Raw genomic sequence first — 25,829 nt, 5'->3', positions numbered from 1 at the left:
CGCGCGCCGGGATTGGGAATGCCGTGCAAGTGCGGCCGGATTCCGAACTGTTCGGTCCAGAAGAGCGGGATCGGGGCGTAGGACACGTCGACGCGGCCGTCGGCCTGCTGACCGCCCCGGTCACCGTCGCATAGGCTGCGGGCACGATGACGAGCAGCCGCAACCAGCACCTCACCTACAAGGGCAACGTCGGCGTGGGCCGCCACGGCTGGCTGCGCCTGACGCCCGCCTACTCGGTCCGCATCGTCCGCGACGTCGTCGCCGCCCGCCCCCGCGAGGTCGTCGTGACAGACCCCTTCTCGGGAACGGGCACCACGGCGCTCGCCGCCGCCGAGCACGGGGGCACCGGGCAGGCGCTGGACGTCAACCCGTTCCTCATCTGGCTCGGCAACACCAAGCTGCGCCACTACGGCGACCCGACGATCACGGCGACCGAGGCGGCGCTGGCGGACGTCCTGTCCACGGCACGCGGGGTCATGCGCGACCCCGACCTGTGGCAGCCGGAGATCTTCAAGATCGAACGCTGGTGGTCCTACTCGGCGTTGACCGCGCTGAAGGCGCTGCGCGCCGCGATCGACACCGTCGCCGCCGGACCCACCCGCGACCTGCTCGACATCGCGCTCTGCCGCACGCTCATCGCGTCGAGCAACGCCGCGTTCAACCACCAGTCGATGTCGTTCAAGGCGCCGGCGCCGGAGACCCCGAGCATGCTCTACCGCGAGGAGGAGTCGGCGATCGTCCTCGACCGGTACCGCCGGGAGGCCGAGGAGATCATCGCCAGCGCCGCCCTCGACCTCCCCGGCGGCGGCGTGGTCCTCCCCGGCGACTCGCGCACCATGCGCTCGCCGGACCTGCGCCCCTGCGACCTGCTCCTCACGTCGCCGCCCTACGTCAACCGCATGAGCTACATCCGCGAGTTGCGGCCGTACATGTACTGGACAAGATTTCTGGGGAACGCCCAGGAAGCCGGCGAACTCGACTGGAAAGCCATCGGCGGCACGTGGGGCGTCGCCACCAGCCGCCTCAACACCTGGTCCACCGACGAGGAGACCCCGGTGGAGAAGGACGTCAGCGACGTGTGCGCCGCGATCGCCCGCGACGGCGGCCGCAACGGCCCGCTGCTCGCCGCCTACGTGCGCAAGTACGTCGACGACATGTGGTCCCATTTCCAGAGCGCCTACAAGAACATCCGCAGCGGCGGCGGCGCCACCTACATCATCGGCAACTCGACGTTCTACCGGCACGTGGTCCCCGCCGAGCGATGGTACGCGACGATGCTGCGCGAGGCGGGATTCGTCAACGTGAGCGTGACGACGATCCGCAAACGCAACTCCAACAAGAACCTGTTCGAGTTCGACGTGTCGGCGGTGCGCCCATGACCACGCTCCGGGTGAAGCCCAAGGTCGGGCTGAGCCTGATCGAGGAGGACGGGCAGTACCACGTCGTCCACGACGGTGCGATCGTCTGCACGACCCGCGTGCTCGCGGCCGCCGAGGTGGAGTACGACGAGTTGCTCGCCCGGCTCACCGCGGCCTCCCGCGAACTGCGCGCCCGCGAGAACGCGCACTACAACCTGCAGGCCGTGCGGTCGGACTCGTTCGGCCGGCGGGCGGCCAAGGCGCGCAAGACCGGCGGGCGGGGCGGGCGCGGCGGCGTGTGACCGGCTGTCGCGGCGCGCAAGTGGTGGGGCCTCAGGCCGCACTTGCGCCGGAGCTCCATCAGGGCGAGCGCCGTCCCGGGTCGCACCGATATCGTTCGTGATCGTGGGAGCACTCAGACCCTGGCACCTGATCCTCTGCACGCTGTGCTGCCTGTTGCCGCTGGCGATCGCGGCCGTCGCGGGTGGCGTCGCGTGGAAGGTCCGGCAGGACCGGGCGCGCAACCAGCCGCCACCGCCGCCCCCGTGGGGTCCCGCCTGAGCGCGACCGCTCTACCGCACCCGGGTCCGGGGCCGATCAGCGCCCCTCAGGCGGCGGGACCCGGTGCGCACCAGCAGCGGCGCGTTCGACGCGAGCGTGACCGCCCCGAACACCAGGTAGGCCGGAACGAGCCGGCCGGCCGGAGTGATCCCGCCCAGGCCGAGCCCGGCCACCAGATAGATCGCGCCCTCGGTGGCGTTGACCGCCAGCGCGGCCATGCTGAGGCCGGCGGTCGTGGCGCTCGTCATCCCGCTGACCAGCGCCGGAAGCGAGTACGACACCGACGCGATCCCGATCGTGGCGGCCAGCGCGGCATCGCCGTGTCCCGACGCCCACCCGCCGATCGTGACGGCCGCCGAGACCACCAGGCTCACAGCGGCCGTCACCGCGATCGTGCGGGCCTTGGGCGGGGTGACCCGGGCCGTCTCGCGCCACAGCAGGACGTGCAACCCGAACCAGACCGCCGTGGCGACGACCGCCGCCGGTGAACGGGCCGCGACCGCCGCGGCGAACCAGGCGACCACCGTTCCGCCGAGCACACCGATGCTGACCGGGCTGACGCCGTCGCTGGAACGGCTCCGCCGCACCCGCAGCCAGGCCGGCACCGAGCGGGCCAGCTCGGTCAGCACCAGGAACGCCCCGCCGACCAGCATGGGAGTGTCGATCACCGGATCAGTGTCCACGTCCGGGTCGTGATCGCACCGGGCGGCACGTCCGCGGCGACCGGCCGGGCCGGGTGCGCTCCGATGGCTTGATGCCGGTCGATACGCTGTCGCTCGTGGCGCTGGGACACGATCGTTCGCCCGCTGTCCGCATCGGCCTGCGGGCCGTGTTCGCCGTCGGATTGCTGGCCCTCGGCTCCGGCGTCTCGGCGTGCACCGGCAACGGCCCGCCGGACTCGACCGCCGGTTCGGCCCCGGCGAGTTCCGTGGCGTCGGCCGCAGCCGCGCGATCGCCGCACCCGGTCTCCAAGACGGCGTGCGACGTCTACTACAACGGGCTGGCGAAGGCGCAGAGCGTTCCCACCCGGCAGGCGCTGGCCGAGCAGGTCGCCGCGGCGGTGCAGGGCTCACCGGACGCCGACCTCGTCGCGGACGTCGCGGGGCTGTGGAGCGCCGCGCTGGACACGACGACGTGGCAGAACCAGGCGCGGCTGGTGACCCTCTCCTGCTGGGCGACGGGCTGGCGCTCGCCCGGCTGACCGGCGTGATCCGCGGTACAGGCCGGGCCGGCCGGGTCAGGTGGCGGTGTAGCCGCCGTCCACGGCCAGGATCGAGCCGGTGACGTAGGCGGCGGCCGGCGATGCGAGGAAGGCGTACGGCGCGGCGATCTCGTCCACGGTCGCGCGCCGGCCGAGCGGGGTGAACACGCCGATGCGCCGGTCCGAGGCGGGATCGTCGTGCGCGGTGACGCTGTCCATGATGTTGGCGACGTAGCCAGGGGCGACGGCGTTGACCCGGATGCCGTGCGGCGCCCACTCGGCGGCGAGGGTGCGCACGAGCTGGTTCACGCCGCCCTTGCTCGCCGCGTACGGGGCGAGGGTGGGGATGCCGACCTGCCCCGCGATGGACGAGGTCATGGTGATCGAACCGCCGCCGCCCCCGCCGATCCAGTGGCGCGCCGCCGCCTGGGCGGGCAGGAACGCTCCGCGCAGGTTGACGGCGAGGATGCGGTCCCACTCGTCCGGGCGATACTCGACCGCGGGCTTGATGATGTCGATGCCGGCGTTGCAGACCACGTGATCGAGCCGGCCGAACGCCTCCAGCGCCCGCTCGACCAGTTGCCGCGCGACGGACTCGTCCGCGACGTCACCGGCCAGGTGCGCCACCCGGGCCGGCTCCGCACCGGCGCGCAGTCGCTCGGCGGCGCGCTCGGTCTCGGCGCGGTCGTAGCCGTTGACGAGCACCCGGGCGCCCTGGCCGAGCAGCGTGCGGGCAACGGCCAGGCCGATACCGCGGCTGGAGCCGGTGACGACGGCGGCCGTGGCGCTCAGGTCGAACAGGCCGCTCATCGGTCCTCCTCGGCGATATCCACCGTCGTACAGTGCGTTCGGCGCGTTCCGCCCGCAGCCGTTCTACGCATACGTCGACGGTCAACTCGTCGCCCAGGACGTCGCCTGACGGACGCGGATGCGGCTGAAACAGGGCCAGTTGTGGACTAAGCCTAGTCCGGGTCGCCGCTCCTGCTGACGCCGTTGAAGCCCAGGACAGCGAGCGCGAACACCCACACCAGGCTGACGAACGCGCAGGGCAACAGGCAGGCGACGCCCAGGAGCAGGCCGAGCGCGCCGTTGTCCACGGGATGAGCGTAATTGCGGCCGCCGACCGAAACGCTGCGGGACGGACACCTCCGAAGGTGCTCCGCCCCAGCTCAGCATGGGTGGGCCGCGCGAGACTCGAACTCGCAACCTATGGATTAAAAGTCCACAGCTCTGCCATTGAGCTAGCGGCCCGTCGCATCAGCCTACCGGCACCCCTCCAAGCCCTCCCACAGGATTAGCCCCGTCCCGAACCCCGAGGTGAGGAAAACCGCACCCCCGTGCCGCCGCCCGCCCCACTGACCCGCGGCCGCGGCCCCGGCACCGTGGAACACATGATTCAGGTTCGCGGACTGACGAAGCGGTACGGCGGCAAGGCGGCCGTCGACGACCTGACGTTCACGGTGCGGCCGGGTGTGGTGACCGGGTTTCTCGGGCCGAACGGGGCCGGCAAGTCCACGACGATGCGGCTGATCCTGGGCCTCGAGGGTGCCACGTCGGGAACGGCCACCGTCAACGGCCGGCCGTACCGGGAGCACACGGCACCGCTGCGGGAGGCGGGTGCGCTGCTGGAGGCGCGGGCCGTGCATCCGGGGCGTTCGGCGTTCCACCATCTCTTGGCGTTGGCGCAGACGGCCGGCATCGGGACCGAACGGGTACACGAGATCATCGACGCCGTCGGGCTGCGGGACGTGGCCCGGAAGCCGGCGAAACGCTTCTCGCTCGGCATGTCGCAGCGGCTGGGGATCGCGACGGCGCTGCTCGGCGACCCGCGCACGATCATTCTCGACGAGCCGTTGAACGGCCTCGACACCGAAGGCATCCGCTGGGTGCGCCAGCTGCTGCGGGACCTGGCCGCCGAGGGGCGCACGGTGTTCGTCTCCTCGCATCTGATGAGCGAGATGGCGTTGACGGCGGAGCGCCTGGTGGTCATCGGCCGGGGGAAGTTGATCGCCGACACCGGGACGGCGGAGTTCATCGCGCGGGCGGCGCGCAATGTGGCGCGGGTGCGTACGAGCGAGCCCGAGCGGCTGGCCGCGCTGCTGACCGGGCCGGACGTCGAGGTACAGAGCAACGACGGGGCGTTGTCGGTGGCCGGGCTGACGACCGATCAGATCGGCGTGATCGCCGCCCGAGCACAGATCACTTTGTGGGAACTGGCGGCCGAGCGGGCCTCGCTCGAGGACGCGTTCATGGATCTGACCAGGGATGCGGTGGAGTACAGCGCGGGAGGTGCCCGATGAGTGTGCGGGTGGTGCGGGCGGAGTTCACGAAGCTGCGCAGTGTGCCGTCGACGGCCTGGTCGCTGGCGACGGCGGTGGTGCTGGTCGTGGCGTTCGCGGCGATGTACTCGACGCTGCGGGTGACCCGGCCGCCGGCCGATCCGGCGGCGTTCGACGCGACGGCGGTGGCGCTGGCGGGCGTGTCGTTGGCGCAGATCGCGGTGGGGGTGCTGGGCGTTCTGCTGGTCACCGGCGAGTACGCGACGGGGCTGATCCGCACGAGTGTGACGGCGGTGCCGACCCGGCTGCCGCTGCTGTGGGGCAAGTCGGTCGCGTTCGGGCTGGTGACGGCCGCGGTGGCGGTGCCGGCGGTGGTCGGGGCGTTCTTCGTCGGCCAGTCGGTGCTGCGGCGGGAACATCTGGACGTGGCGTTCGGGGCGCCGGGAGTGGCGCGGGCGGTCCTCGGCGGTGCGCTGTACCTCGTCGGCGTGGGGCTGCTCGGGCTGGCGCTCGGCGCGCTGCTGCGCAACACCGCGGGGGCGGTGTCGGCGCTGTTCGGGATGCTGTTCGCGCTGCAGATGGTGGCCGGCATGCTGCCCGAGTCGATCTCCGACGACATCAACAAGTACCTGCCGGCACCGGCCGGGTTGGCCGTCACCTATGTGGACCACGATCGGTACTCGCTGGGGCCGTGGGCCGGGTTCGGGGTGTTCTGCCTGTACGTGGGCGTGCTGCTGGGGTTGGCGGCGTGGCGGTTGCGCCGTCGCGACGTCTAGGGCGCATCCACGACGACCGGGACGCGGAGCGTCCCGGTCGTCGTGCGCACCGGACCCGTGCACTTCTTGCGGTCGGGCGCGTACCGGTAGGCGGCGCGCAGGCGCAGCACGAGGCGCTTCGGGCCGGCTTCGGCGGTCACCCGGAACGCGGCGTAGTCGGTGTCGTTCCTCTCCAGCACGGAACCCTCGTAGAGCGAGGCGTAGGTGCCCGTGTTGGCCGGGTAGTCGACGGCGAAATTGGTGACGGTCAGCTTGAAGTCGCAGACCCGCACGTCGGTGGCCCAGTGCGTCTGCAGCCAGGTGGGCTGGTCGGCGTGGAGCACGGCCGGAACGGTGTCCACCAGGTCGGGGCCGTCGTAGTGGTGGGCGGCCCGGGCCGGGGTTCCCGCGGCAAGACCGGCACCGAGAACGGCGAGCACCGTCGCCACACGAATCGCCTTCATGAAGACATATCTACCGTAACCGGACGGTCCTGCGATGCCCTTTCCGCCACTGCGAGCCAGAACGCCGCCGCCACCCCCAGCACCGACGCCCCCGTGAGCCACCCGAACGACTCCCGCAGCGCCGCGCCCGCCCCCGACGCCAGCCCACTCGCGACGATCAGCGTGAACGCCGCGCCGCCCAGCGCCCCGCCCACCCGCGTCACGATGTTGACCTGGGTAGTCGCGTCGGGCAGTTGCTCCACCGTCACCGCCTTGAACGCCCCCGTCGTGGCCGGCATGACGGCCAGCGCGACGGCGGCCCCACGCAAGAAGAGCAGCGCCTGCACCAGGACCCCGTCGGCGTTCACGTCGAGCACCGCGAACGGCACCGTGGTGCCCACCAGCGCCAGCCCGCCCGCGAGCGCCACCGCCCCGCCCCCGAACCGGTCGACGAGCCGCCCGCTCACCGGCAGCACCAGCGCCGTGCCGATGCTCGCCGACACCAGCAGCAGCCCGGCGTCGAGCGGTTCCGCGCCGCGTCCGAGCTGGAAGTAGAGCGGGAAGAGCACCGCCGACCCGAACATGGCGGCACCGGCGCAGGCGGCGGTCGCACACGCGGCGGCGTACGCGGGCGTGCGGAACAGCCGCAGGTCGAGCACGGGCCGTTCGCGGCGCAGGGCGTGGGCGACGAAGGCGCCGCCGCACAGGATGCCCAGCGCGAGCGGAAGCGGTTCGGTGAAGGCCGCCCCGTACACCACGAGCGGCAGCGCCAGGCTGAGCAGGAGCAGGCCCGCGTGGTCGAGCGGCCCGGGGCGTTCACCCGTTCCATAGGGAAGGCGACGACCGGCGAGGAGGGCGAGGAGGCCGACGGGCAGGTTGATCAGGAACAACCAGGGCCAACTGAGGTAGTGCAGGACGACGCCGCCGACCACCGGCCCCACGGCGGGCGCCAGGGTGACGGCGACGCCGAGGGTGGCCATGACCCGGCCGAGGCGCTGCGGGCCGACGGCCCGGCCGAGGATGGTCTGGCCGGCGGGGATGAGCAGGCCCGCGGCGAGCCCTTGGAGCACGCGCGCGGCGACGAGCCAGCCGATGGTGCCCGCCACCGCACACAGCCCGGAGGCGACCGTGAAGACGGCCAGCGCGCCGAGCCACAGCCGGGCCGGCCCCAGCCGCCGCGCCAGCCACCCGCACGCCGGTAGCGACGCCGCGAACGCCACCAGGTACCCGTTGGCGACCCACTGCGCCACGTCGAGCGTGGTGTCCAGGTCGCGGCCGATGGTGTCGAGCCCGACGTTGACGACTGCGGCGTCGAGCCCGCTGAGGAACGCCCCCGACGCCACGGTGATCGCCGTTCCCCAGGGAATCTGTCCCTTCACGCGCGGACGGTCCGCAGCGCGCGGCCCCAGGTGAGGAGTTCGCCGAGCATCATGTCGACGGCCTTGGCGTGGTGCGGGCGCGGTGCCGGCCGGCCGTCGGCGTCGAAGTCGTCGAAGACACCCAGGAGCACCGGGGTGCGCACGTCGGCGACGTGCACCTCGGCGAGGATCTGCCGCAGGTGCTCGACCGCGCGGGAGCCACCGGCGGTCGCGCCGTAGCCGACGAAGCCGGCCGCCTTGTCGCGCCACTCCGCGAAGAGGTAGTCGACGGCGTTCTTCAGGGCGGCCGGAATCGAGCGGTTGTACTCCGGCACGACGAAGACGAACCCGTCGTAGCCGGCGATCGTCTCGGCCCACCGGCGGGTGTGCGGGTGGTGGTAGTTGCCGGCCATCGCGGGGATCGGTTCGTCGAGCAGCGGCAGGTCGTGGTCGGCGAGATCCACGAGGTCGAACGTCCCGCCGGGGTGCCGGGCGGCCTCGTCGATGATCCAGCGGGCGACCGTTTCCGCTCGGCGGCCCGGCCGGGTGCTGCCGACGATCACGCCGATACGCAGGTCGTTCATGGGTTCTGCCCTCCCGTGATTGTAAAGTACAACGAGTACTTTACTTTCGAACGAGGGTAGGGTCCACACCGTGACCACGAGCGCCCGGCGCCTACAGCCCCAGAAGCGGGAGGCGATCCTGCGCGCCGGCCGGACGGTGTTCGGCCGCGACGGGTACACCCGGGCGAGCATCGACGCCATCGCAACCGAGGCCGGCGTCTCCACCCGCACGATCTACAACCACTTCGCCAACAAGGAACAGCTCTTCGCCACCGTGCTGGAGAGCAGCGCCACGCAGGTCGCCGACGGGTTCGTCGAGTCGCTCGAACGCGCCCTCGCCGGCGTCACCGACCGGCGCGAGTACCTGGTGCGGCTCGGCTGGGCGCTGACCCGGCAGGCCGTCGACTTCCCCGAACACTTCGCCATGGTCCGGCAGATCAACCCCGAGGCCCGGCACTTCACGCCGGACGTGCTCGACACGTGGCGCCGGGCCGGGCCGCTGCGCGTGCAGCGCGAAGTGGCCCGGCACCTGGACCTCCTGGCCGCCGACGGCAAGCTGCGCGGCGACGCCGAACTCGCGGCGACCCACTTCATGGCGCTGACCACGGCCGGACTCAACCTGCGTGACCTGTTCGAACTGCCCGGGTTCGACGACTGCGACGTCGCGCGCATCGTGGAGACCGGCGTCGACGCGTTCCTGCACGGCTACGCCGGTTAGGCGCTCCCGAAGAACTCCACCAGTTCCTTCGGTGCGAACGGGCTGAAGCACATCTCCAGGCCGGCCTCTGACATGCGGGCGGCGTTCTCCGCCCGGGGGAACATCGCCGTCTCGTACTCGTCCAGCGCCGCCTCGACGTCGTCGCCGTGGCGCACGATCGCGGCGGCCAGTTCGGTGGCGTCGAGCATCGCCAGGTTGGCGCCCTCGCCGGCGTACGGCGACATCACGTGCGCCGCGTCGCCGAGCAGCGTCACGCCGGGGACCCGTGCCCAGCGGTGCCCGGTCGGCAGCGCGTAGACCCGGCGTGCCACGAGGTCGTCGTCGCACCGCCGCACGAGGTCGGTCAGCGCGGGATCCCAGTCGGCCAGTTCCTCGAGCAGCGCCGCGCGGGCCCGCGTCGCGTCCGCCCAGTCGACCCCGGCCGACCACGCCTCGGGGACCCGCAGCGACACGGCGAGGCGGGCGTCCGGACCGCCGTGCCCCAGGATCGCCTTGCCGTCGCTCAGCGCGAAGAGCACGCCGGGGCCGACGACCGCCGCCGAGTCCGGGTACCGGCCGGCCACGTCGGTGATCGTCAGTTCGACGTGGGAGATCCCGACGTAGGCCGGCTGCGCGTCGGAGAGCAGCGGCCGCACCCGCGACCAGGTGCCGTCGGCGCCGACGATCAGGTCCGCCCGCACCGCGCCGCCGTCGGCGAAGGTCACCTCACCCGGGCGGGCCGCCGCGACCTTGCGCCCCCAGACGATCCGTTCCGGTGCGAGGGAGGCGAGGAGCAGGGCCCGCAGGTCGGTCCGGTCGATCTCGGGCCGTCCCCCGTCGCCGGCCGGTGCCGGTTGCTCATGTCGGACGGCGTTGCGCTTGTCCAACACCCGCGTGTGCTCACCCTGCGGATGCACGTGCCGCAGGAACTCCTCGTGGAGGCCGGCCTCGCGCAGGGCCCGCTGGCCGGACTCGACGTGCATGTCGAGCGAACCGCCCTGGGTGCGCGCGTCGGCGGAGGAGTCCGCCTCGTACACGGTGGCCGCGATGCCGTGGTGCTGCAGGATCCGGGCGAGAACGAGCCCGCCGAGCCCGCCTCCGGCGATGACGATGTCCATCTGCGCTCCTTCGATACGGCGTATTGTTCAATACACCGTATCGCGCTATACGCTGTAAGCTGTCAACGTGACGAATCTCCCCGTCTGGGAACGCCCCGAGCCGCCCGCGCGCCCCACCCCCACGCCGCTCAGCCGGGAGCTGATCGTTCGGGCCGCCGTCGCGCTGGCCGACCGCGACGGCCTCGGTGCGGTCTCGCTGCGCAAGGTCGGGTCGGCCCTGGACGCCGGACCGATGCGCCTCTACGGCTACGTGGCCAGCAAGGAGGAGCTGCTCGACCTGATGATCGACGAGGTCTACGGCGAGGTGGCGCCCGAGGAGGACCCGACGGACGGCGTCGACTGGCGGGGGTCCGTACGCCGGCTGTCCCTGGGGCTACGCGCCGCCGCGCGCCGGCACGAGTGGTTCGTGGACCTGCTCGGCAGCCGCCCTCACCTCAACGGCCCGCACTCGCTCGCCTACCTCAACCGCACGCTCGCCGCGATGGACGCCGCACCCGGCCTCGACGACATGGTGGCCGTCCTGACTGCCGCCCGGACGGTCGACGCCTACGTGGTCGGCGCCATCCGCTCGGAGATCACCGAGGCCCGGACCGTCCGCGCCACCGGCACCGACGTCGAGGAATGGCAGCGCTCGGCCGCCGGGCATCTCGGCCGGATGACCGCCGACGGCCGGTTCCCGATGCTCAAGCGCATGATCAACGAACCGAGCCCCGAGCTCGACCCGGAGGTCGCGTTCACCCTAGGGCTGGACTGCGTGCTGGACGGCATCGCCGTCCGGCTCCCCACGACACCCGCACTGCGCTGGGCCCTGGACGGCGCCTGATCCGCTTCCGGTCGCGACGCCGCTGGGCGGTCAGGCCACGGTCGGGTAGGCGATCAGGGCGTGCAGCGACCTTCGCAGGTGTTCCAGTTCGGGGTCGCCGAGGTGTCCGGCCCACTCGGCCCCGAGCTGGCTGATCACGGTGGCCGCGTCGTTGCAGAACTTCTCGCCCAGGGCGGTGAGCCGGACCAGTGCGGCGCGGCCATCGGCCGGGTCCGGGCTCACCTGGAGGTAACCGGCGGTTTCGAGTTCACGGACGAGGTTGCTCATCGCTTGACGGGTCATGCCCGCGCGCTGCGCGAGCGTCACGGCGCGGGTGCCGTCGGCGTCCAGGTTGGTGAACACGGCCGTGTGCGGGCCCCTGACATCGGGGTGCCCGAGTGCGGCGAGCCGCCCGATGATCTGCTCGTTGACCGCTCGCACGGCCCGCAGGAGCAGCCGACCCAGTTCGTCGCTGCCGGCGTCGGCAAGTCGCTGGAGCGCTGATTCCTCGGCCACCGGGCACCCCTCCACGACGAAAATAGGCAGCCTTGTTGACAACATAGGCAGCTTACTTGACTATTGAGGCCACCGCACCGGTTCCGGTGCGACGACCCCTCCGGAGGACATCATGCCTACTGCCACGACGGTTCCCGACATCGGAACACGCATGCCCGATCTCGCGCTCGTGTCGCCCGGCGGCGACCGCACCACGCTGCACGCCGTCCGCGACGGCCGGGCGGCGGTCGCCTACTTTCTGCGCTCCGACAGCTGTCCGGCCTGCCTCAAACACGCGCGATCGCTGGCCGAACTGGCCGACTCCGGCGGTCTCGGAGGAGCGTCGGTCATCCTGATCGTCCCCGGCGACGCGGACGAGGCCGGCAAGGTCGCCACCAGGGTGCCGTCGGCCGCGGTCACCGCCTGGGCATCCGGCACCGGCCACGCGGCCGCGGGGATGGGCACCTTCCTCTCCGTCCAGCACAGCGGGACCTTCCTGATCGCGCCGGACGGCACGGTCGCGTACCGGCGCACCGCGGCGCTGCCGCAACGCAGCATGGACCGCGGCGAGTTGCTCGAGGCGATCGCCCGATGAACCCGGACCTTCTCGATTCCCCGGTCGTCGTCCTGGGTGGCGGCCCGGCCGGCTACGCCGCGGCGATCTATCTGGCGCGCGCGGAGCTCCGCCCGATCGTGGTCGAAGGCGCGCAGGCCGGTGGTGCCCTCATGACGACCACCACCGTCGCCAACTACCCCGGCTTCGCCGACGGCATACTCGGGCCCGACCTGATGGAGGCGATGCGCCTCCAGGCGGCGGGCTTCGGGGCCACCTTCGTCGACGAGGACGCCACCGCGGTCGACCTGACCGGCCCGGTCAAGAGGGTCCACACCACCGACCGGGCGCTGGGGAGCCGGGCCGTCATCCTGGCCACCGGCTCGCGCTGGCGCCGGCTGGACGTGCCCGGCGAGGAGGACTTCGTGGGCCGCGGCGTGGGCAGCTGCGCGACCTGCGACGGCGCTTTCTTCCGCGACCAGGACGTCGCGGTCGTCGGCGGTGGGGACAGCGCCCTGGAGGAGGCGACGTTCCTGACCCGCTTCGCGCGCTCGGTGACCCTGGTGCACCGCCGCGACACCCTGCGCGCCAGCAGGGCCATGCAGAAGCGGGCCGCCGCCGACGCCAAGATCACCGTTCTCTGGAACCACGAAACCGTCTCGGTCGTCGGCGAGGACACGGTCTCGGCGCTGCGGGTGCGTCACACGGTCACGCACGAGGAGCGGGCCCTGCCGGTCACCGGGGTCTTCGTGGCCATCGGGCACGACCCCGCCAGCGATCTCTTCCGCGATCAGGTCGAGGTCGACCGGCACGGCTACGTACTGACCCTCGGCCGTTCGACCCGGACGAACGTGCCGGGCGTCTTCGCCGCGGGCGACCTGGCCGACCCGACCTACCGCCAGGCCATCACCTCGGCCGGCACCGGAGCCGCCGCAGCTCTCGACGCGGAGCAGTGGCTCGCCGCCGCGCACCCCTTCGACAAGGAGACCTGATGCCGCTCACCAGACACGACGAGGCCGTCGAGCAACCCCTGCACGGATTCACCTTCCGATCGCTGGCCCGAACCGATCGAGGATCGAGCGCACTCGCGGTATGGCGGATCCACGCACCGGCGCACGCGGCCTCCCCCGCCCACGCCATGAGCGAGGAAGAGGTCGTCGTGGTGCAGCGCGGCCGGTTCGTGGCCACGATCGGCGACGAACAGTGGGAGGCCGGGCCCGGTGACGCGCTGATCGTTCCGGCCGGGACGCCGTTCCGGCTGACCAACCCGTTCGACGAGCCGGCCGAGGCGCTCGCCTGCACCCGTCTGGGGATGGCGGCCACCATCGACGGCGCGAGCGTGACACCCCCGTGGACCCGATGAGAAGCGGTTTCACCCCGTCTCGCGGCGCCACAGCCAGTCGGTCACCCGGTCCACGCCGGCGGCCAGATGGCGGCGGAACGTCCCGAACGGCACACCCGCCCGTTCCGCCGCCTCCTCCTGGGTGGCCGCCCCCTGGAAGTACGCCGCCACCACGGCCCGGTGCAGGCGCGCGTCCCGCGGGGCGGCCCGCAGCGAGTCGGTCGCCTCCACCAGCAGTCCCCGTAACGCCTCCACCGGATCCGGCGCACCGTCGACCAGCCGGCTGCGCCGCAGCGGGCTCGCGGCCAGGGCCGGTGCGCTCCGCCACGAACGGAGTGCGACCCGCACCGCCCCGTCGAACTCGCTGCGCGACAACGCGACCCGGCCGGCGTCGCGCAGCGCACGCGTGCCGTCCAGTTCGATGGCGATGGTGCTGCTCAGCCAGTCGCGCACCGGCATCGCACGCCAGTCGTGCGCGAACAGCGTCCCGCCGATCGGGTCGTGCAGCGCGTGCGCCATCAGCGGCGCCCAGAAGTCGGGCTCGAAGGCAAGGAACGACCAGCCGAGACGTTCCCCCTGAATGAACTCGGCGACGATCCGCATCAGCATCAGATCCATCACCGGCGACGGACGCTGGTAAGCGGGCGGGTACACGAGGAACCGCGCGACCGCGAGATGCTCGCCCCGCCCCAACGGCGCCACGCGGCGGGCGTGCTCCCAGGCGGCGTCGACCACCGGGTCACCGGTCGGGATGTCCACCCGGGACTGGTGCAGCCGCAGCCACGCCATGAACCCGACCGCCTCGTCCGTCCCCGAGTGCCGGTACACGTGGAACGCCGTGGGCGCCTCGTCCAGCCAGTACTCGACCAGCCCGCGCAGCTCCTCCGGCGCCAGCCGCAGCACCGCCTCCCGGTCGCCGTCGCGGTACTCGTCCTCGAACGCCGCCCCGTCGCCGTTCCAGGTCATGAAGTCCGCGGCGAAGCCGCCCTGCCGGTGCAGGTAGTGCACGGCCGCCAGCGCCGGCAGCAGCGCGTCGGAACCGGCGGCCGCGTCGACCCGTTCGACGAGATGCGCCCGGATGCGGGCACTCATCGCCCGGTACCCCTCCGGGTCCCGCCAGCGCAGGTCGGTGTCGAGCGCCTCGCGCACGACGTCGTGCGGATAGGCCCCGTACCGCCCCGAACTCACGAACGGCAGCTCCCGCAGCCACGCGAAGATCGGTACGGGGTCGACGTCGAGCACCGCGCCGAGGAGTTCGACGGTGGTGGTGCGGGCGTGCGCGCACACCTCGAGCGCCTGCCGGTGCGCGGGCGACGGCACCTCGCCGACCAGCCGCGCGAGCAGGGTGGCGATGACGTCGCGGGTCGGCGCCCAGCCGTCCGGCCCGACGTCGCCGGCGACCGCCACCTCGGCGGCGAGGCTCAACGCCAGCGGATGCCCGCCGGCGAACCCCAGCAGCGCCTCGCGCGATCCCGACGGCACCCCGCGCAGGCTCAGCATCCGGGTCGCGTCCTCGGGCGACAGGTCCCCGAGCGCGACGACGTCGCCGCGTTCGGCCCACGCGGCGTCCGGTGCCCGCCGCCCGGCCACCACGGCGAGCACCCCGTCCGGCAGCCCCGGCAGGAACCGGTCCCGCAGCCAGCCCTCGAGGCCCTGGCAGCGTTCGAACGTGTCGACGAGGAGCACCGCGCCGGTGGCGCCGGGCGGGAGGGCGGCGGCCGCCGAGAAGCCGGACGGCGACGGTTCGACGCTGCGGCCGTCGACCCAGACGACCGGGCGGCCGGCGGCGCGGGCCTCGTCGGCCAGGCGGCGCAGCAGCGTGGACTTGCCGATGCCGCCGGGGCCGTGCACGAAGATGCGCGCCGCGGGGGCGTCCAGCGCCGCGCGGAAGAGGTCCAGCTCAGCGGCCCGGCCGACGAAGGCGCGGCGGCGTGCCGCCCGGAGGCGTTCCTCCAGGCGTCGCGCCGGTGCGTCGGGGCCGTGGGCCATGGCCGTTGACCTTACGTCGGCGCGTGTGCGGTTCTCATGCGTCCTCGGTCCGCTCCGGTTCGTCGAACGGGTCGATCTGCTGGAGATCGCGCCATTTGCCGGGCTGGGTCATGCATCGCTCGGCGAAGGCACGGGCCTCCTCCTCCGAGAGGAACCGCCAGATCCGGGAGCGCCCGTCGGCGCCGCCCTCGCGGGCCTCGACCTCCCACAGCGTGCCCACGCGGAGGAAGACATCGCGTCGGGCCAGCCGACCCCACGTGCCGTTCCACCACTTCCCCACGGTTTCCATCCGGCGACCATATCGAACACCCGTACGATGATCGCCGCGTTCCCCCAGGTTGGCACGGGCCTGCCTGAGCTTTTCCGGGCCGGAAGGCATAGGCCCGGACAGAATGTCGCGTAGCGTGGATCAGGTCCGCACGCAGCGCGCACCGCGCGGACCGGCGCTCAGAGTCCGTCCACGTACGTGCCGTCGGGGTGCATCCGCCCCTGCCGGAGCACGGAACGGCTGAACAGCCCGCCGCCGGCCCGCTTCACCTTCACCGTCATGACCATCGCGGGATCGCCCTGCTCGCGCCACACCGTCGCGCTGACCCGGTAGGTCGTCCCACCCTCGGTCACCTCGGAGTCGACCGTCGAGCGGTGCAGATCACGCTGAACGAGCTCGCCGTAGGTGGTGCCCGTGCGCCAGCGGCGCAGGTGCTCGTCGGCGATCCTGCCGGCCGCTTCCCGGTCGAGACTCATGCGCAGCGCTCCGCATGCGTGATGATGGCCCGGCAGATCTCGGCCATCTGGGCCACCTGCCGCGGTTCGAGCGCGTCGAAGACGAGTTCGCGGACCTTTTCGACGTGCCCGGGTGCGGCCTCGACCACCTTGGCATATCCGGCGTCGGTCAGAACCGCCATAAATCCGCGCCCGTCGTCGCCGGCCCGCTCGCGCCGCACGTAGCCCGCCCGTTCGAGCTTGGCGACCAGGTGCGACAGCCGCGACTGCGAACCGTTGGCCCGCGCGGCCAGCTCGCTCATGCGCATGGCCCGCTCGGGCGCCTCGGAGAGCATGGCCATCACCCAGTACCCGAAGTGCGTGATGTCGGAGTCGCGCTGCAGCTGCCCGTCCAGCGCGGCCGGGACGAGCGTCAGCACGGCGGCGAACGTCCGCCACGCCGCCTGCTCCTCGTCGGTCAACCACCGGGTGGACTCCATCCGACGACGGTAGCATCTGCTTGAACCCTCAAATACCAAGGAAGGAACCAGATGACTGCGGATCAGGTGATCGCGGCACTGCGTTCGGGACACGACGACCTCGTCGCCTTCGTGCAACGGCTGGCGCCCGCGGACGCGACCAAGCCCAGCGGCGCCGACGAGTGGGACGTCTCCCAGGTGCTCAGCCACCTCGGCAGCGGCGCGGAGATCAGTCTCGCCACGCTCGAGTGGGCGCTCGCCGGCGAGAAGCCGGTCGAGGGCTTCAACCAGGGCGTCTGGGACCGCTGGAACGCCAAGACCCCGGCGGAACGGGTCGCCGACTTCCCCGCCGCCAACCAGGTGCTGATCGAGAAGTTCGAGTCGCTCGACCCGGCCACCCGGCGGGATCTCCGCATCGACCTCGGCTGGATGCCGCAGCCGGTCGACGTGGCGACCGCCGGCACGGCGCGGCTGAGCGAGTTCACCCACCACACGTGGGACGTGAAGGTGGCGTTCGATCCGGCGACGCCGCTGGCGGCCGACGCGGTGCCGCTGCTGTTCGCCCAGACCGCCTTCACGTTGGGGTGGCTGGCCAAGCCGGAGCGGCTGGGCAAGGAGGCCACGCTCACGGTGCACACGACCGGGGTCGAGAAGACGTTCGGGCTGGTGCTGGGCGAGAAGGCGGAGCTGACCGACGCGCCGGAGCGGGCCGACGGGGAGCTGCGGCTGCCCGCCGAGGCGTGGCTGCGGCTGGTCTACGGCCGGCTCAAGCCGCCGTACATCCCGGCCGACGTGGCGCTCACCGGACCGTTCACCCTCGACGAACTGCGCGTCGCCTTCCCCGGGTTCTAGAGAGCGAACTGGCTGCCGACCGCGTTGGGGCGAAACGCCTCCGGCAGGCCGGCAGCCAGTGCGTGCTGCGCGCTCCAGCTGGTGCAGTGCGCCGGCACCAGCACGCTCAATGCCTCGGTGGCCAGCGCCGCCACGGTCGCCGGGACGGCCTTCCCGCCGCGCAGGTGCAGGCCGCCGAGCACCGCGTGGACGTGCTCGATGCCGGTGAGCCGCTTGGCGTGGCGCACGATGTTGACGATGCCGGCGTGTCCGCAGCCGGTCAGGATCACCAGGCCCTTGTCGCGGACGTTCAGGACGACCGCCTGGTCCTCGTGCACCAGCGGGTCGTGCTCCCAGCGGTCGCCCCGCCACGCCTCGTGCTCCGCCGGCATGCCCGTCTCGAACGGCGTGACCCGTTCGACCTCGCCGGTGACGAGCAGCATCCCGTCGAGCAGGAACGACGGCTTCCGGTCCTCGATGACCACGAAGCCGGCGCCCTCGATCGCCGCCCGGCTGGGGCTCGGCAGGTCGAAGACCCCGTCGGGTCCGGCGATGCGGCGCCGGGTCCAGAAGTCGGGGTGCAGCAGCACCGGGAGCCCGCTGCGGCCCATCCGTCTGGCCAGCCCGTCGAGGCCCATGACGTGGTCGAAGTGGCCGTGGCTGAAGACGATCGCCTCGAAGGTGGCGGGGTCGAGGTCTAGCCGGTCGAGGTTGCCGATCAGCCCGTCGGTGGTGATCCCCGTGTCGAAGAGCACCCGCCGGCGGCGCCCGTCGGTCTGCACCTCCACCAGGGCGGAGTACCCGTGTTCGGCGCGCAGGAAGTCGACGCTCGCCCCGCCGATCGCCATCCCGTTGGGCACCACGGGCATCGGTCCGGCCGTGCCGGCGAGGCCCCACCGGCGCACGAGCCCCTCGTCGGGCATGAGCACGTCGGCCGAGTTGTCGACCAGGGTCGTCACCGTCACGCCATCGACAGGACTGAGTGTGACCGCCATGTCACGGACGGTACTCTCGTCAGCCCGGCACCCGTAACCCCGTTTCGTAGGCCAGAATCACCAGCTGCACCCGGTCCCGCACGCCGAGCTTGGTGACCGCCCGCTGCACGTGGGTCTTCGCCGTCAACGGGCTGATCACCAGGCTCGCGGCGATCTCGTCGTTGGACAGCCCGGCCGCCACCAGCCGCACCACCTCCAGCTCCCGCGCGGTCAGCACGGACAGCCGCGCGTCCGGGTCGCCCGCCGGCACCGGCCGGTGCGCGAACTGGGAGACCACCCGCCGGGTGACGCTCGGCGAGAGAAGCGCCTCCCCGGCGGCCACCACCCGCACCGCGCGCCGCAGCTCCTCCGGCTCGACCTCCTTGGTCAGGAACCCGCTGGCGCCGGCGCGCAGCGCGCTGAAGACGTTTTCGTCCGTCTCGAAGGTGGTCAGCATGACGACCCGACAGCCGCTCAGCGCGGGGTCGCCGACGATGCGTGCCGTGGCCGCGATCCCGTCGAGCCCCGGCATCCGGATGTCCATGAGGATCACGTCGGGCCGGGTCTCCCGCGCGAGCCGCACCGCCTCGTCACCGGTCGACGCCGCCCCGACCACCGTGATGTCGCGGGCCCGCCGCAGCAGGCTGCCGAAGCCCTCGCGCACCAGCGTCTGGTCGTCCGCCAGCACCACCCTGATCGTCACGTGGGGATCATCGCCTTCACCACGAAGCCCGGGTGGCCGGCGCCCGCCGTGCAGGTCCCGCCGAGCGCGCTCACCCGTTCCTTCATGCCGATGATGCCGTGCCCGGTGCGCTCCCCGCCGGGCCCGCGGCCGTCGTCGGTCACCGTCACGGTCACGAGCTTCCGGTCGAACGTCACCAGCACCCGCACGCTCGTCGCACCCGCGTGCCGGACCGTGTTGGTCAGCGACTCCTGCACCACGCGGGCGACCGCGAGCCCGACCGGCGCCGGCACCCCGCTGCGATCGCCCTCCTCGACGAACGTCGCGTCGAGCCCGGCCTCGCGCACCCGCGCCACCATCTCCGGCAGGTCGTCGAGCCCCACGGCCGGCGGAGCGACCCCCTCCTCCCGCAGCACCCCGACCAGCGAACCCAGGTCGGTCATCGCCCGGCTCCGCACCCGCTGGGCGAGGCGCAGCGCGTCGCGCGCCTCCGCGGGCTCGGCGGCGTCGAGCGCGTCCGCGGCGACATTGAGATGAACGCCCACCACCGCGAGCGTGTGCGCGACCACGTCATGCACCTCCTGCGCGATCCGCAGCCGCTCGGCCGTCCGCTGGGCGGCGACCACCTCCACCCGCCAGCGCCGCCAGTTGAGATAGGCGTTGGTCCCCGCCAGAACGGCCGCCAGCCACAGCGTCTCCACGCCGACCGCGGCGACGGCGTCCGGGAACGGATGGCCGGCCGCCGACTGCTCCCAGCTCAGCGCGTACGCCACCGAGAACAGCCCGATACCGATCGCCCATCCGAGCCTCCCCCGGAGCACAGCCGCCACATAGAGGAACGTCGCCGGCCAGACCCAACCGACGTCGGTCAAGCTACTGCTGCGGTACGACAGAATGCTCGCGGCGCCGCCCACCAGCACCCACACCGGCCACCGGTGCCTCAGGAAAAGAAGCCCACCCAGCAGGACGGCCAGCGGGAACGCCCCTTCGTAGCTGACCCGCCCGCCGAACAGTGCCGTGCCGGCCAGCACCCCGAAGAAGGTGAGGCCGGCGAGCAGGCCGTCCCGTAGGTAGCGCACCGCTACATCCTCCCGGCCGGGCGCCGCAGCACCACGCACACCGTCGACAGCCAGATGAGGTCGGCCCACAGCAGCAGCCGTTCGGTGAGCCCGGTGACCTTCTCGAACCCGCCGAACGTCAGCGTCGGCCCGTCCAGCACGTCGACCCAGGTGACCAGGTAAAGCGCCGTCGCGACCACCGATGCCGCCGCGGCGAGCACGAGCGCCCGCGACCGCACCCGCACGCGGCGGGTGACCAGCACCGCGGCGCTCGGCAACAGCACGAACGCCAACATTCCCGCGATGCCGTGCACCAGCCCCGCGGTGGACGGCGGCCGGTCCCACTGCCCCGGCGGGTCGGCCGGGAACACCGCCGCGACCAGCAGCCCGAGGCTCCAGCCCGCCATCAGCCACACACCCGTCGCGGAACGCCCCGGCGACCCGAGCACCACGGCGGTGACCGTGGCCGACGCCGCCCCGAACAGCACCAGCGCCGTCGGGATCAGCCAGCCGGCGGTGCCGTTGACGAAGTGGCTGGCCATCTCCTCGACCCAGTTCCACTGCGGGTTGAGCGCGTCGGCGACCCCGACCAGCACCACCCCGGACACGAATGCGGCGATCACCGCGTATGTCGTTCTCATGGCGACAAACGCTAGAAATCACCGGCGTCGACGTCGTCTGCCGCGCGCAGTCACTTCGCCGTACTTCGTGGCGAGTACGGCGTGGTCGGATCGGAGCAGAGGGTTGTGCCCGGGCCGGGGCTCATCCTAGGTTGGGTCCAGGTTTTGGACTCAAGTTGGACCGCAGGAGGCCGCCATGCCGAGACTCGACCTGACCATCTCCCACGGAGCCCTCTCCGCCGACGCCAAGCGCACCCTCCCGGCCCGGCTCTCCGCCTGCATCCTGCGCTGGGAGGGCGCGCCGGACACGGCGTTCACGCGGTCCATCTCGTGGACCCACGTGCACGAGCTGGCCGAGGGAGCCACCCACGACGCCGACGGACCCACCGACGCGCCGCACTTCATCCTGGACGTTCACATCCCGGCGGGTGCGCTGTCGCAGCGGCGGCGCGGGGAGCTGATCCGCGAGGCGACCGAGCTGATCCGGGACGCGGCCGGGCTGGACACCAAGGGGGCCGACCAGATCTGGGTGCTGGTGCACGAGGTGCCCGAAGGGTTCTGGGGATCGGCCGGGCAGGTGGTCCGCTTCGCGGAGCTGCGCGCGGCCGTCATGCGCGAGCCCGCCCCGGCGGTCGCCCCGTGAGCGTTGTGCGGATGAAGTTCGACGGCGACATTCCCGTCGTCGTCATGGACAGCGGGGAGAACAGGTTCCACCCCGACCTGCTCGACGGGGTGGAGAACGCGCTCGACGAGGTCGAGAAGTCCGGGCGGGCCGCCGTCGTGCTGACCGGCACGGGGAAGTTCTTCTCCAACGGGCTGGACCTCGAGTACCTGGCGAACGGCGGCCCGGCCTACCTGACGCGGGTGCACCGGCTGTTCGCGCGGCTGCTCGGCTTCCCCGGCTACGTGGTGGCGGCGATCAACGGGCACGCGTTCGCGGCCGGGGGCATGCTCGCCGTCGCCGCCGACGCCCGGGTGATGCGGGCCGACCGGGGATTCTTCTGCCTGCCGGAGGTGGATCTCGGGCTGCCGTTCAGCGACGGGATGAACGCCCTCCTGACCCGCAAGCTGACCCCGGCAACGGCGCACGAGGCGATGGTCACCGGCCGGCGCTACGGAGGCGTCGAGGCGGCCGGGAAGAGCATCGTCGACGCCGCCGTCGCCGAGGATCAGGTGCTGGCGACCGCGCTGGAGCGGGCGCGGGAGATGGCGGGCAAGCAGCCGCCGGCCGTCGCGGCCATCAAGCGGCGCATGTACGAACGGGAGATCGCCGTGCTGGAGGCGACGGGATAGTGCGCGCCGCCGACCTCATCCACGAGCCGTGTTCGATCGCGCGCCCGGTGGCCGTGCTCGGCGACCGCTGGACGCTGATCACGCTCAAGCAGGCGTTCCTCGGGATCCGGCGGTTCGACGACTTCCACACCTCGACGGGGATGTCCCGGACGCTGCTCGCCGACCGGCTCCAGGTGCTGGTCGACGCGGGGATCCTGCGGCGGGTGCCGTACCGGGACGCGATCCGCACCCGGGACGAGTACCGGCTGACGGAGAAGGGCATCGACCTGTATCCGGTGCTGCGGGCACTGGCCGCCTGGGGCGACAAGTACCTCGCGGAGGACGGGCCGTTCGTGCACTACCCGCACCGGGACTGCGGCGGGGAGACCACGGTGTCGTTGCGCTGCACGGGATGCGGCGAGGAGGTGACGGCGCGGGACGTGCGCCCGATCCCCGGGCCCGGCCTGAAAAGCAGCTGAGCGGCGGCCGGCGAGGCAGCACACTGGGGGATCATGTCCGATCTTCCCGAACTCTATGTCGCCGTGGACGTCGAGGCCGACGGCCCGATCCCCGGCCCCTACAGCATGCTGTCGTTGGGCATGGCCGTCGCCGGCCACCCCGAGCTGAGCTTCTACACCGAGCTCAAGCCGATCTCCGACGAGTTCGTGCCGAAGGCGCTCGCCGTCTCCGGGCTCGATCGCGAGCGGCTCATCCGCGAGGCGCCCGCGCCCGAGGTGGCGATGCAGCACGCCGCCCGCTGGGTCAACGGGCTGCGCGAGCGGGGGCGGCCGGTGTTCCTCGCCGCGCCGGCCGTCTGGGACGGCATGTTCGTGCACTGGTACTTCGTGCGCTTCGTGGGGCACAGCCCGTTCGGGGCGACCGGGTCGGGAGTGGACCTGCGCAGCTACTGGATGGGGCGCACCGGCTGCGAGTGGGTGCAGACGCGCAAGGGCCACATCAAGCACGCGCTCGGCCTGACCGGCCTGCCGCACACGCATCACGCCGGCGAGGACGCCGCCGAGCTAGCCGCCGTTTTCGACGCGGCGCGACGCTACCAGGACGGGTAGGAAGCGCAGCACGACGAGCACGACCATGATGTACGGCAGGTCCTCGACGGGTGTGCCGTACGGCAGTTCCCACGGGCTCTTCATGGCCTCGTCGTGCGCGAAGCTGCCCATGCCGTTCATCAGAATGTCCATGGGAAGGAACAACAGGAACCCGATGGCGAAGAACGCCTGGGTCTCCCACCTGCGGAACTCCACAGTGGACAGTGCCAGCCCGACGGCGAGCGGCAGCGCGAGCGCGCAGACGTAGACGGTCCTGGGGCGGTCCCACCAGACCAGCCCGTAGGCCACGCTCAGCACCGCGACCACGCCCCAGAAGGCGCGCGCGTCCACCACACCGCGAAAGAAGCCGGCCAGCACCCAGACCAGGCGCACCCCGAACACCGCCCCCGCGAAGAAGAACGGCCACTCCGCGGGCGGAAGCCCGAGGAAACGCGAGGGCGGAAAGCGCAGATCGGTGAACTCCCAGAACCCGGCCGCCGCACTGAACACCCCGTCGACGGCGAGCAGCGCCGCGCCGAGCAGCATCCCCGGCAGCCACGAACCCGTGCGTTCCCAGTAATGCCGCCGAAACAACGGCCAGAGCGAGAGCCCCGCGACGACGAGAACCGGCGCCGCCACGATGATCCAATACGCGAGCACCCCGCCATCCTGCCCTTTACATAGGTAGACCTCAGTCAAAACCCTTGACGCCCGAAGCGACGGCCATCAAATTCTGGTCATGCAGAAACGGCGGTTAGCACTGACCGCCCCTCTGGTGTTGCTCGTCGCGCTGATCGCGCCGGCAACACCGGCGTCCGCCCACCCTGACCACGGTGGCGGCGGCCGGGAGATGTTCCCCGGTGAAGGGGTTGTCCGGGACAACGAGAAGAGCAGTCCGCAACAGCACGCGGGGCTCAACCCGACCAGCAGGGGCGTGAAGCTGGTCGGGAAGGCCGAGGTGACCAATCCGTCGGGGACCGGCAACCTGGGCCGGATCGCGGATGTCTCGGCGTACGGGAACTACGCGTTCCTGACGGCGTTCCGGGAGCCGACGTGTGAGAACACGGGCGCCCACGTCATCAACATGAAGGACCCACGGCGGCCCTACGAGGTCAAGTCGGCGTTCATGCCGACCGATGCGGGCAACTACGCCGGCGAGGGTTCGGACGTCATCTCGATCTACAACCGCTACTACAAGGGCCCGCTGTTCATCCACCAGAACGAGACCTGCCCGACCGCGGGGGCGCCCACGGCTCCGCGGACCCGCGGCGGGATCAACATCTGGGACATCAAGGACCCTGAGCACCCGAAGTTGATCGTCGCGCACGCGGGCGACTACACGGCCGCCGACGGCGTGACGATCGAGGACCAGGCCAACCAGGTGCACAGCCAGTTCGCCTGGACGAACATCTTCAACGGCCGCACCTACGTGGTGCTGGTGGACGATGAAGAGGCCACCGACATCGACATCCTGGACATCACCGACCCGTACAACCCGGTGCTGGTCAACGACACGCTCAACCTCGACGCGGAGCCGTTCAACGTCGGGCAGCCCGAGCCCAACAACCTCCAGTCGGTCTTCTCGCACGACATGATGGTCCAGCGGGTCGGCGGCCGGTACGTCATGAACATGTCGTACTGGGACGGCGGCTACGTGATGCTCGACGTGACCGACCCGACGCCGGGCAACGTCTCGCTGATCACGGAGTCGGACTTCGCGACGGTCGACGAGGAGCAGCGCAAGCGCGGCAAGACCATCTCCCCGGAGGGCAACGGGCACCAGTCCGAACTCTCCCCGGACACGAAGTTCCTGGTCGCGGCCGACGAGGACTTCAACCCGTACCGCGTGGTGGCCAAGGTGACCTCCGGTCCCTACGCCGGTACGGACTTCACGGCGACGCCCGGCCCGGGTGCCGCACCGGTGAGCGCGGAGACGAGCATCATCGGGACGCCCACGTTCGTCGGGCTGGCCTGTGCGGGCACGGTCGCACCGGGCACCGGCATCGCGCTGATCGAACGCGGGGTGTGCAGCTTCCAGGAGAAGCTCGACACCATCGTGGCGGCCGGCTACACGGCCGGGATCGTGTTCAACGCGCAGCGGGACGACTGCCTCGGCCAGGTGAGCATGTCGGCCAACGGCACCATCCCGTTCGTGTTCGCCAACCGGCTCGCCGGGCTGCAGCTGCTCGGCGTGCAGGGCGTCACGTCGGCGAACGCCTGCACCACGGCGACGCCCACCGGTGCCACCGCGCAGGCGGCCGACATCAAGGCCGTCTTCGACGGCTGGGGCTACCTGCGGCTGTTCAAGACCGACATCCCGGGTAAGCGCGGCGCGAAGGGTTCGATCCGCCAGATCGACACCTACGCCATCCCGGAGGCGCAGAACCCGTCGTTCTCGTCGGGCTACGGCGACCTGTCGGTGCACGAGGTGGCGTTGGACCCGGACAAGCAGCTGGCGTACGTCAGCTACTACGCCGGCGGTTTCCGCATCTTCAAGTACGGCAACAACGGCTTGAAGGAGGTCGGGAAGTTCATCGACCAGGGCGGCAACAACTTCTGGGGCGTCGAGGTGCACAAGATCGGCGCCAAGCGGTACGTCCTGGCAAGTGACCGCGACTTCGGCCTCTACATCTTCCAGCCGGACGTGTAGT

At 71.9% G+C, this 25,829-nt stretch carries 34 protein-coding genes and 1 tRNA gene; 17 read left to right on the top strand and 18 right to left on the bottom strand.

Features of this window, described 5'->3' with window-relative positions:
• Positions 1–146 precede the first annotated feature (146 nt).
• From Val02_RS37765 to Val02_RS37755, 3 genes are all read left to right on the top strand, one after another.
• On the top strand, positions 147–1,379 hold the full coding sequence (locus Val02_RS37765; RefSeq protein ID WP_203904119.1) for a TRM11 family methyltransferase: 1,233 nt from the start codon (positions 147–149) through the stop codon (positions 1,377–1,379).
• On the top strand, positions 1,376–1,660 hold the full coding sequence (locus Val02_RS37760) for a hypothetical protein (protein WP_203904118.1): 285 nt from the start codon (positions 1,376–1,378) through the stop codon (positions 1,658–1,660). The genes Val02_RS37765 and Val02_RS37760 overlap by 4 nt, the downstream gene beginning before the upstream one ends.
• A 103-nt stretch (positions 1,661–1,763) precedes the next feature.
• Positions 1,764–1,919: a hypothetical protein gene (locus Val02_RS37755; protein ID WP_203904117.1), complete on the top strand. Its 156-nt coding sequence runs from the start codon at positions 1,764–1,766 to the stop codon at positions 1,917–1,919.
• Positions 1,920–1,930: 11 nt separating this feature from the next.
• Here the strand turns inward: Val02_RS37755 and Val02_RS37750 are convergent, their stop codons facing one another.
• The gene (locus Val02_RS37750; protein WP_203904116.1) at positions 1,931–2,587 is read right to left on the bottom strand and encodes a hypothetical protein; all 657 of its coding nucleotides are present in this window, start codon (positions 2,585–2,587) and stop codon (positions 1,931–1,933) included.
• An 86-nt stretch (positions 2,588–2,673) separates the two neighbouring features.
• Here Val02_RS37750 and Val02_RS37745 point away from each other — a divergent pair, with 86 nt between their 5' ends.
• Positions 2,674–3,120: a hypothetical protein gene (locus Val02_RS37745; RefSeq protein ID WP_203904115.1), complete on the top strand. Its 447-nt coding sequence runs from the start codon at positions 2,674–2,676 to the stop codon at positions 3,118–3,120.
• Positions 3,121–3,156: 36 nt separating this feature from the next.
• Here Val02_RS37745 and Val02_RS37740 read toward each other — a convergent pair whose 3' ends face one another.
• The 3 genes from Val02_RS37740 to Val02_RS37735 form a co-directional block, all read right to left on the bottom strand.
• Positions 3,157–3,930: an SDR family NAD(P)-dependent oxidoreductase gene (locus tag Val02_RS37740; RefSeq protein ID WP_203904114.1), complete on the bottom strand. Its 774-nt coding sequence runs from the start codon at positions 3,928–3,930 to the stop codon at positions 3,157–3,159.
• Positions 3,931–4,082: 152 nt separating this feature from the next.
• Complete coding sequence (locus Val02_RS48390; protein ID WP_275415649.1) at positions 4,083–4,217, bottom strand: hypothetical protein; 135 nt, start codon at positions 4,215–4,217, stop codon at positions 4,083–4,085.
• Between the two features lie 82 nt (positions 4,218–4,299).
• Positions 4,300–4,371 (bottom strand) — tRNA-Lys (locus tag Val02_RS37735).
• Positions 4,372–4,511: 140 nt separating this feature from the next.
• Here Val02_RS37735 and Val02_RS37730 point away from each other — a divergent pair.
• Positions 4,512–5,420, top strand: coding sequence for an ATP-binding cassette domain-containing protein (locus Val02_RS37730; RefSeq protein ID WP_203904113.1), 909 nt, complete (start codon positions 4,512–4,514; stop codon positions 5,418–5,420).
• Positions 5,417–6,175: an ABC transporter permease gene (locus tag Val02_RS37725; protein ID WP_203904112.1), complete on the top strand. Its 759-nt coding sequence runs from the start codon at positions 5,417–5,419 to the stop codon at positions 6,173–6,175. The genes Val02_RS37730 and Val02_RS37725 overlap by 4 nt, the downstream gene beginning before the upstream one ends.
• On the opposite strand, the gene Val02_RS37720 is transcribed toward Val02_RS37725, so the two are convergent.
• Genes Val02_RS37720 through Val02_RS37710 form a run of 3 tightly spaced genes read right to left on the bottom strand, consistent with a single transcriptional unit; the run spans position 6,172 to position 8,539 of the window.
• On the bottom strand, positions 6,172–6,618 hold the full coding sequence (locus Val02_RS37720; RefSeq protein WP_203904111.1) for a hypothetical protein: 447 nt from the start codon (positions 6,616–6,618) through the stop codon (positions 6,172–6,174). The genes Val02_RS37725 and Val02_RS37720 overlap by 4 nt on opposite strands.
• Positions 6,615–7,976, bottom strand: a complete 1,362-nt coding sequence (locus tag Val02_RS37715) for a DHA2 family efflux MFS transporter permease subunit (RefSeq protein ID WP_203904110.1) — start codon at positions 7,974–7,976, stop codon at positions 6,615–6,617. The genes Val02_RS37720 and Val02_RS37715 overlap by 4 nt, the downstream gene beginning before the upstream one ends.
• Positions 7,973–8,539, bottom strand: coding sequence for an NADPH-dependent FMN reductase (locus Val02_RS37710; protein WP_203904109.1), 567 nt, complete (start codon positions 8,537–8,539; stop codon positions 7,973–7,975). The genes Val02_RS37715 and Val02_RS37710 overlap by 4 nt, the downstream gene beginning before the upstream one ends.
• Positions 8,540–8,609: 70 nt before the next feature.
• Here Val02_RS37710 and Val02_RS37705 point away from each other — a divergent pair, with 70 nt between their 5' ends.
• Positions 8,610–9,236, top strand: coding sequence for a TetR/AcrR family transcriptional regulator (locus Val02_RS37705; protein WP_203904108.1), 627 nt, complete (start codon positions 8,610–8,612; stop codon positions 9,234–9,236).
• On the opposite strand, the gene Val02_RS37700 is transcribed toward Val02_RS37705, so the two are convergent.
• Complete coding sequence (locus Val02_RS37700; protein WP_203904107.1) at positions 9,233–10,333, bottom strand: FAD-dependent oxidoreductase; 1,101 nt, start codon at positions 10,331–10,333, stop codon at positions 9,233–9,235. The two genes, Val02_RS37705 and Val02_RS37700, sit on opposite strands and share 4 nt — an antisense overlap.
• Positions 10,334–10,400: 67 nt before the next feature.
• Here Val02_RS37700 and Val02_RS37695 point away from each other — a divergent pair, with 67 nt between their 5' ends.
• Positions 10,401–11,156, top strand: a complete 756-nt coding sequence (locus Val02_RS37695; RefSeq protein WP_203904106.1) for a TetR/AcrR family transcriptional regulator — start codon at positions 10,401–10,403, stop codon at positions 11,154–11,156.
• A 30-nt stretch (positions 11,157–11,186) separates the two neighbouring features.
• Here the strand turns inward: Val02_RS37695 and Val02_RS37690 are convergent, their stop codons facing one another.
• Positions 11,187–11,651: a MarR family winged helix-turn-helix transcriptional regulator gene (locus tag Val02_RS37690; protein ID WP_203904105.1), complete on the bottom strand. Its 465-nt coding sequence runs from the start codon at positions 11,649–11,651 to the stop codon at positions 11,187–11,189.
• Positions 11,652–11,763: 112 nt separating this feature from the next.
• Here Val02_RS37690 and Val02_RS37685 point away from each other — a divergent pair, with 112 nt between their 5' ends.
• The 3 genes from Val02_RS37685 to Val02_RS37675 are packed head-to-tail and all read left to right on the top strand — an operon-like array spanning position 11,764 to position 13,546.
• The gene (locus tag Val02_RS37685) at positions 11,764–12,225 is read left to right on the top strand and encodes a redoxin domain-containing protein (protein ID WP_203904104.1); all 462 of its coding nucleotides are present in this window, start codon (positions 11,764–11,766) and stop codon (positions 12,223–12,225) included.
• Positions 12,222–13,175, top strand: a complete 954-nt coding sequence (gene trxB, locus Val02_RS37680) for a thioredoxin-disulfide reductase (protein WP_203904103.1) — start codon at positions 12,222–12,224, stop codon at positions 13,173–13,175. Before Val02_RS37685 ends, trxB begins: the two co-directional genes overlap by 4 nt.
• A complete protein-coding gene (locus Val02_RS37675) occupies positions 13,175–13,546 on the top strand; it encodes a cupin domain-containing protein (RefSeq protein WP_203904102.1) in 372 nt (123 codons plus the stop codon). The genes trxB and Val02_RS37675 overlap by 1 nt, the downstream gene beginning before the upstream one ends.
• A 9-nt stretch (positions 13,547–13,555) precedes the next feature.
• On the opposite strand, the gene Val02_RS37670 is transcribed toward Val02_RS37675, so the two are convergent.
• From Val02_RS37670 to Val02_RS37655, 4 genes are all read right to left on the bottom strand, one after another.
• Positions 13,556–15,514 (bottom strand): ATP-binding protein, encoded by a 1,959-nt coding sequence (locus tag Val02_RS37670; RefSeq protein WP_203904101.1) that lies wholly within the window; start codon positions 15,512–15,514, stop codon positions 13,556–13,558.
• Positions 15,515–15,548: 34 nt separating this feature from the next.
• Positions 15,549–15,803: a hypothetical protein gene (locus tag Val02_RS37665; RefSeq protein WP_203904100.1), complete on the bottom strand. Its 255-nt coding sequence runs from the start codon at positions 15,801–15,803 to the stop codon at positions 15,549–15,551.
• 158 nt (positions 15,804–15,961) lie between these two features.
• On the bottom strand, positions 15,962–16,258 hold the full coding sequence (locus Val02_RS37660) for a hypothetical protein (protein ID WP_203904099.1): 297 nt from the start codon (positions 16,256–16,258) through the stop codon (positions 15,962–15,964).
• On the bottom strand, positions 16,255–16,716 hold the full coding sequence (locus tag Val02_RS37655) for a MarR family winged helix-turn-helix transcriptional regulator (protein WP_203904098.1): 462 nt from the start codon (positions 16,714–16,716) through the stop codon (positions 16,255–16,257). Before Val02_RS37655 ends, Val02_RS37660 begins: the two co-directional genes overlap by 4 nt.
• A 51-nt stretch (positions 16,717–16,767) precedes the next feature.
• Here Val02_RS37655 and Val02_RS37650 point away from each other — a divergent pair, with 51 nt between their 5' ends.
• A complete protein-coding gene (locus tag Val02_RS37650) occupies positions 16,768–17,547 on the top strand; it encodes a maleylpyruvate isomerase family mycothiol-dependent enzyme (protein ID WP_203904097.1) in 780 nt (259 codons plus the stop codon).
• Here Val02_RS37650 and Val02_RS37645 read toward each other — a convergent pair.
• The 4 genes from Val02_RS37645 to Val02_RS37630 are packed head-to-tail and all read right to left on the bottom strand — an operon-like array spanning position 17,544 to position 20,881.
• On the bottom strand, positions 17,544–18,521 hold the full coding sequence (locus Val02_RS37645) for an MBL fold metallo-hydrolase (protein ID WP_203904096.1): 978 nt from the start codon (positions 18,519–18,521) through the stop codon (positions 17,544–17,546). The genes Val02_RS37650 and Val02_RS37645 overlap by 4 nt on opposite strands.
• 19 nt (positions 18,522–18,540) lie before the next feature.
• On the bottom strand, positions 18,541–19,203 hold the full coding sequence (locus tag Val02_RS37640) for a response regulator (RefSeq protein WP_203904095.1): 663 nt from the start codon (positions 19,201–19,203) through the stop codon (positions 18,541–18,543).
• Complete coding sequence (locus Val02_RS37635; protein ID WP_239153641.1) at positions 19,200–20,261, bottom strand: sensor histidine kinase; 1,062 nt, start codon at positions 20,259–20,261, stop codon at positions 19,200–19,202. The genes Val02_RS37640 and Val02_RS37635 overlap by 4 nt, the downstream gene beginning before the upstream one ends.
• Positions 20,262–20,263: 2 nt before the next feature.
• A complete protein-coding gene (locus Val02_RS37630) occupies positions 20,264–20,881 on the bottom strand; it encodes a DUF998 domain-containing protein (protein ID WP_203904094.1) in 618 nt (205 codons plus the stop codon).
• A 175-nt stretch (positions 20,882–21,056) separates the two neighbouring features.
• On the opposite strand from Val02_RS37630, the gene Val02_RS37625 reads away from it, so the two are divergent.
• From Val02_RS37625 to Val02_RS37610, 4 genes are read left to right on the top strand one after another with little or no spacing between them, the layout of a single operon-like run.
• Complete coding sequence (locus Val02_RS37625; RefSeq protein ID WP_203904093.1) at positions 21,057–21,503, top strand: tautomerase family protein; 447 nt, start codon at positions 21,057–21,059, stop codon at positions 21,501–21,503.
• Positions 21,504–21,514: 11 nt separating this feature from the next.
• A complete protein-coding gene (locus Val02_RS37620; RefSeq protein ID WP_203904092.1) occupies positions 21,515–22,153 on the top strand; it encodes an enoyl-CoA hydratase/isomerase family protein in 639 nt (212 codons plus the stop codon).
• The gene (locus Val02_RS37615; RefSeq protein ID WP_239153640.1) at positions 22,153–22,611 is read left to right on the top strand and encodes a winged helix-turn-helix transcriptional regulator; all 459 of its coding nucleotides are present in this window, start codon (positions 22,153–22,155) and stop codon (positions 22,609–22,611) included. Before Val02_RS37620 ends, Val02_RS37615 begins: the two co-directional genes overlap by 1 nt.
• Before the next feature lie 33 nt (positions 22,612–22,644).
• Positions 22,645–23,199 carry an exonuclease gene (locus Val02_RS37610; protein WP_203904091.1) on the top strand — a complete coding sequence of 185 codons (555 nt, stop codon included), beginning with the start codon at positions 22,645–22,647 and terminating at the stop codon, positions 23,197–23,199.
• Here Val02_RS37610 and Val02_RS37605 read toward each other — a convergent pair.
• Positions 23,155–23,838: a hypothetical protein gene (locus Val02_RS37605; RefSeq protein ID WP_203904090.1), complete on the bottom strand. Its 684-nt coding sequence runs from the start codon at positions 23,836–23,838 to the stop codon at positions 23,155–23,157. The two genes, Val02_RS37610 and Val02_RS37605, sit on opposite strands and share 45 nt — an antisense overlap.
• Positions 23,839–23,917: 79 nt before the next feature.
• Here Val02_RS37605 and Val02_RS37600 point away from each other — a divergent pair, with 79 nt between their 5' ends.
• On the top strand, positions 23,918–25,828 hold the full coding sequence (locus Val02_RS37600; RefSeq protein WP_203904089.1) for a PA domain-containing protein: 1,911 nt from the start codon (positions 23,918–23,920) through the stop codon (positions 25,826–25,828).
• Position 25,829 lies beyond the last annotated feature (1 nt).

The sequence above is a fragment of the Virgisporangium aliadipatigenens genome (assembly GCF_016863615.1).
GTDB classification, from domain to species: domain Bacteria; phylum Actinomycetota; class Actinomycetes; order Mycobacteriales; family Micromonosporaceae; genus Virgisporangium; species Virgisporangium aliadipatigenens.
This window is presented reverse-complemented; position numbering and strand designations above follow the sequence as displayed.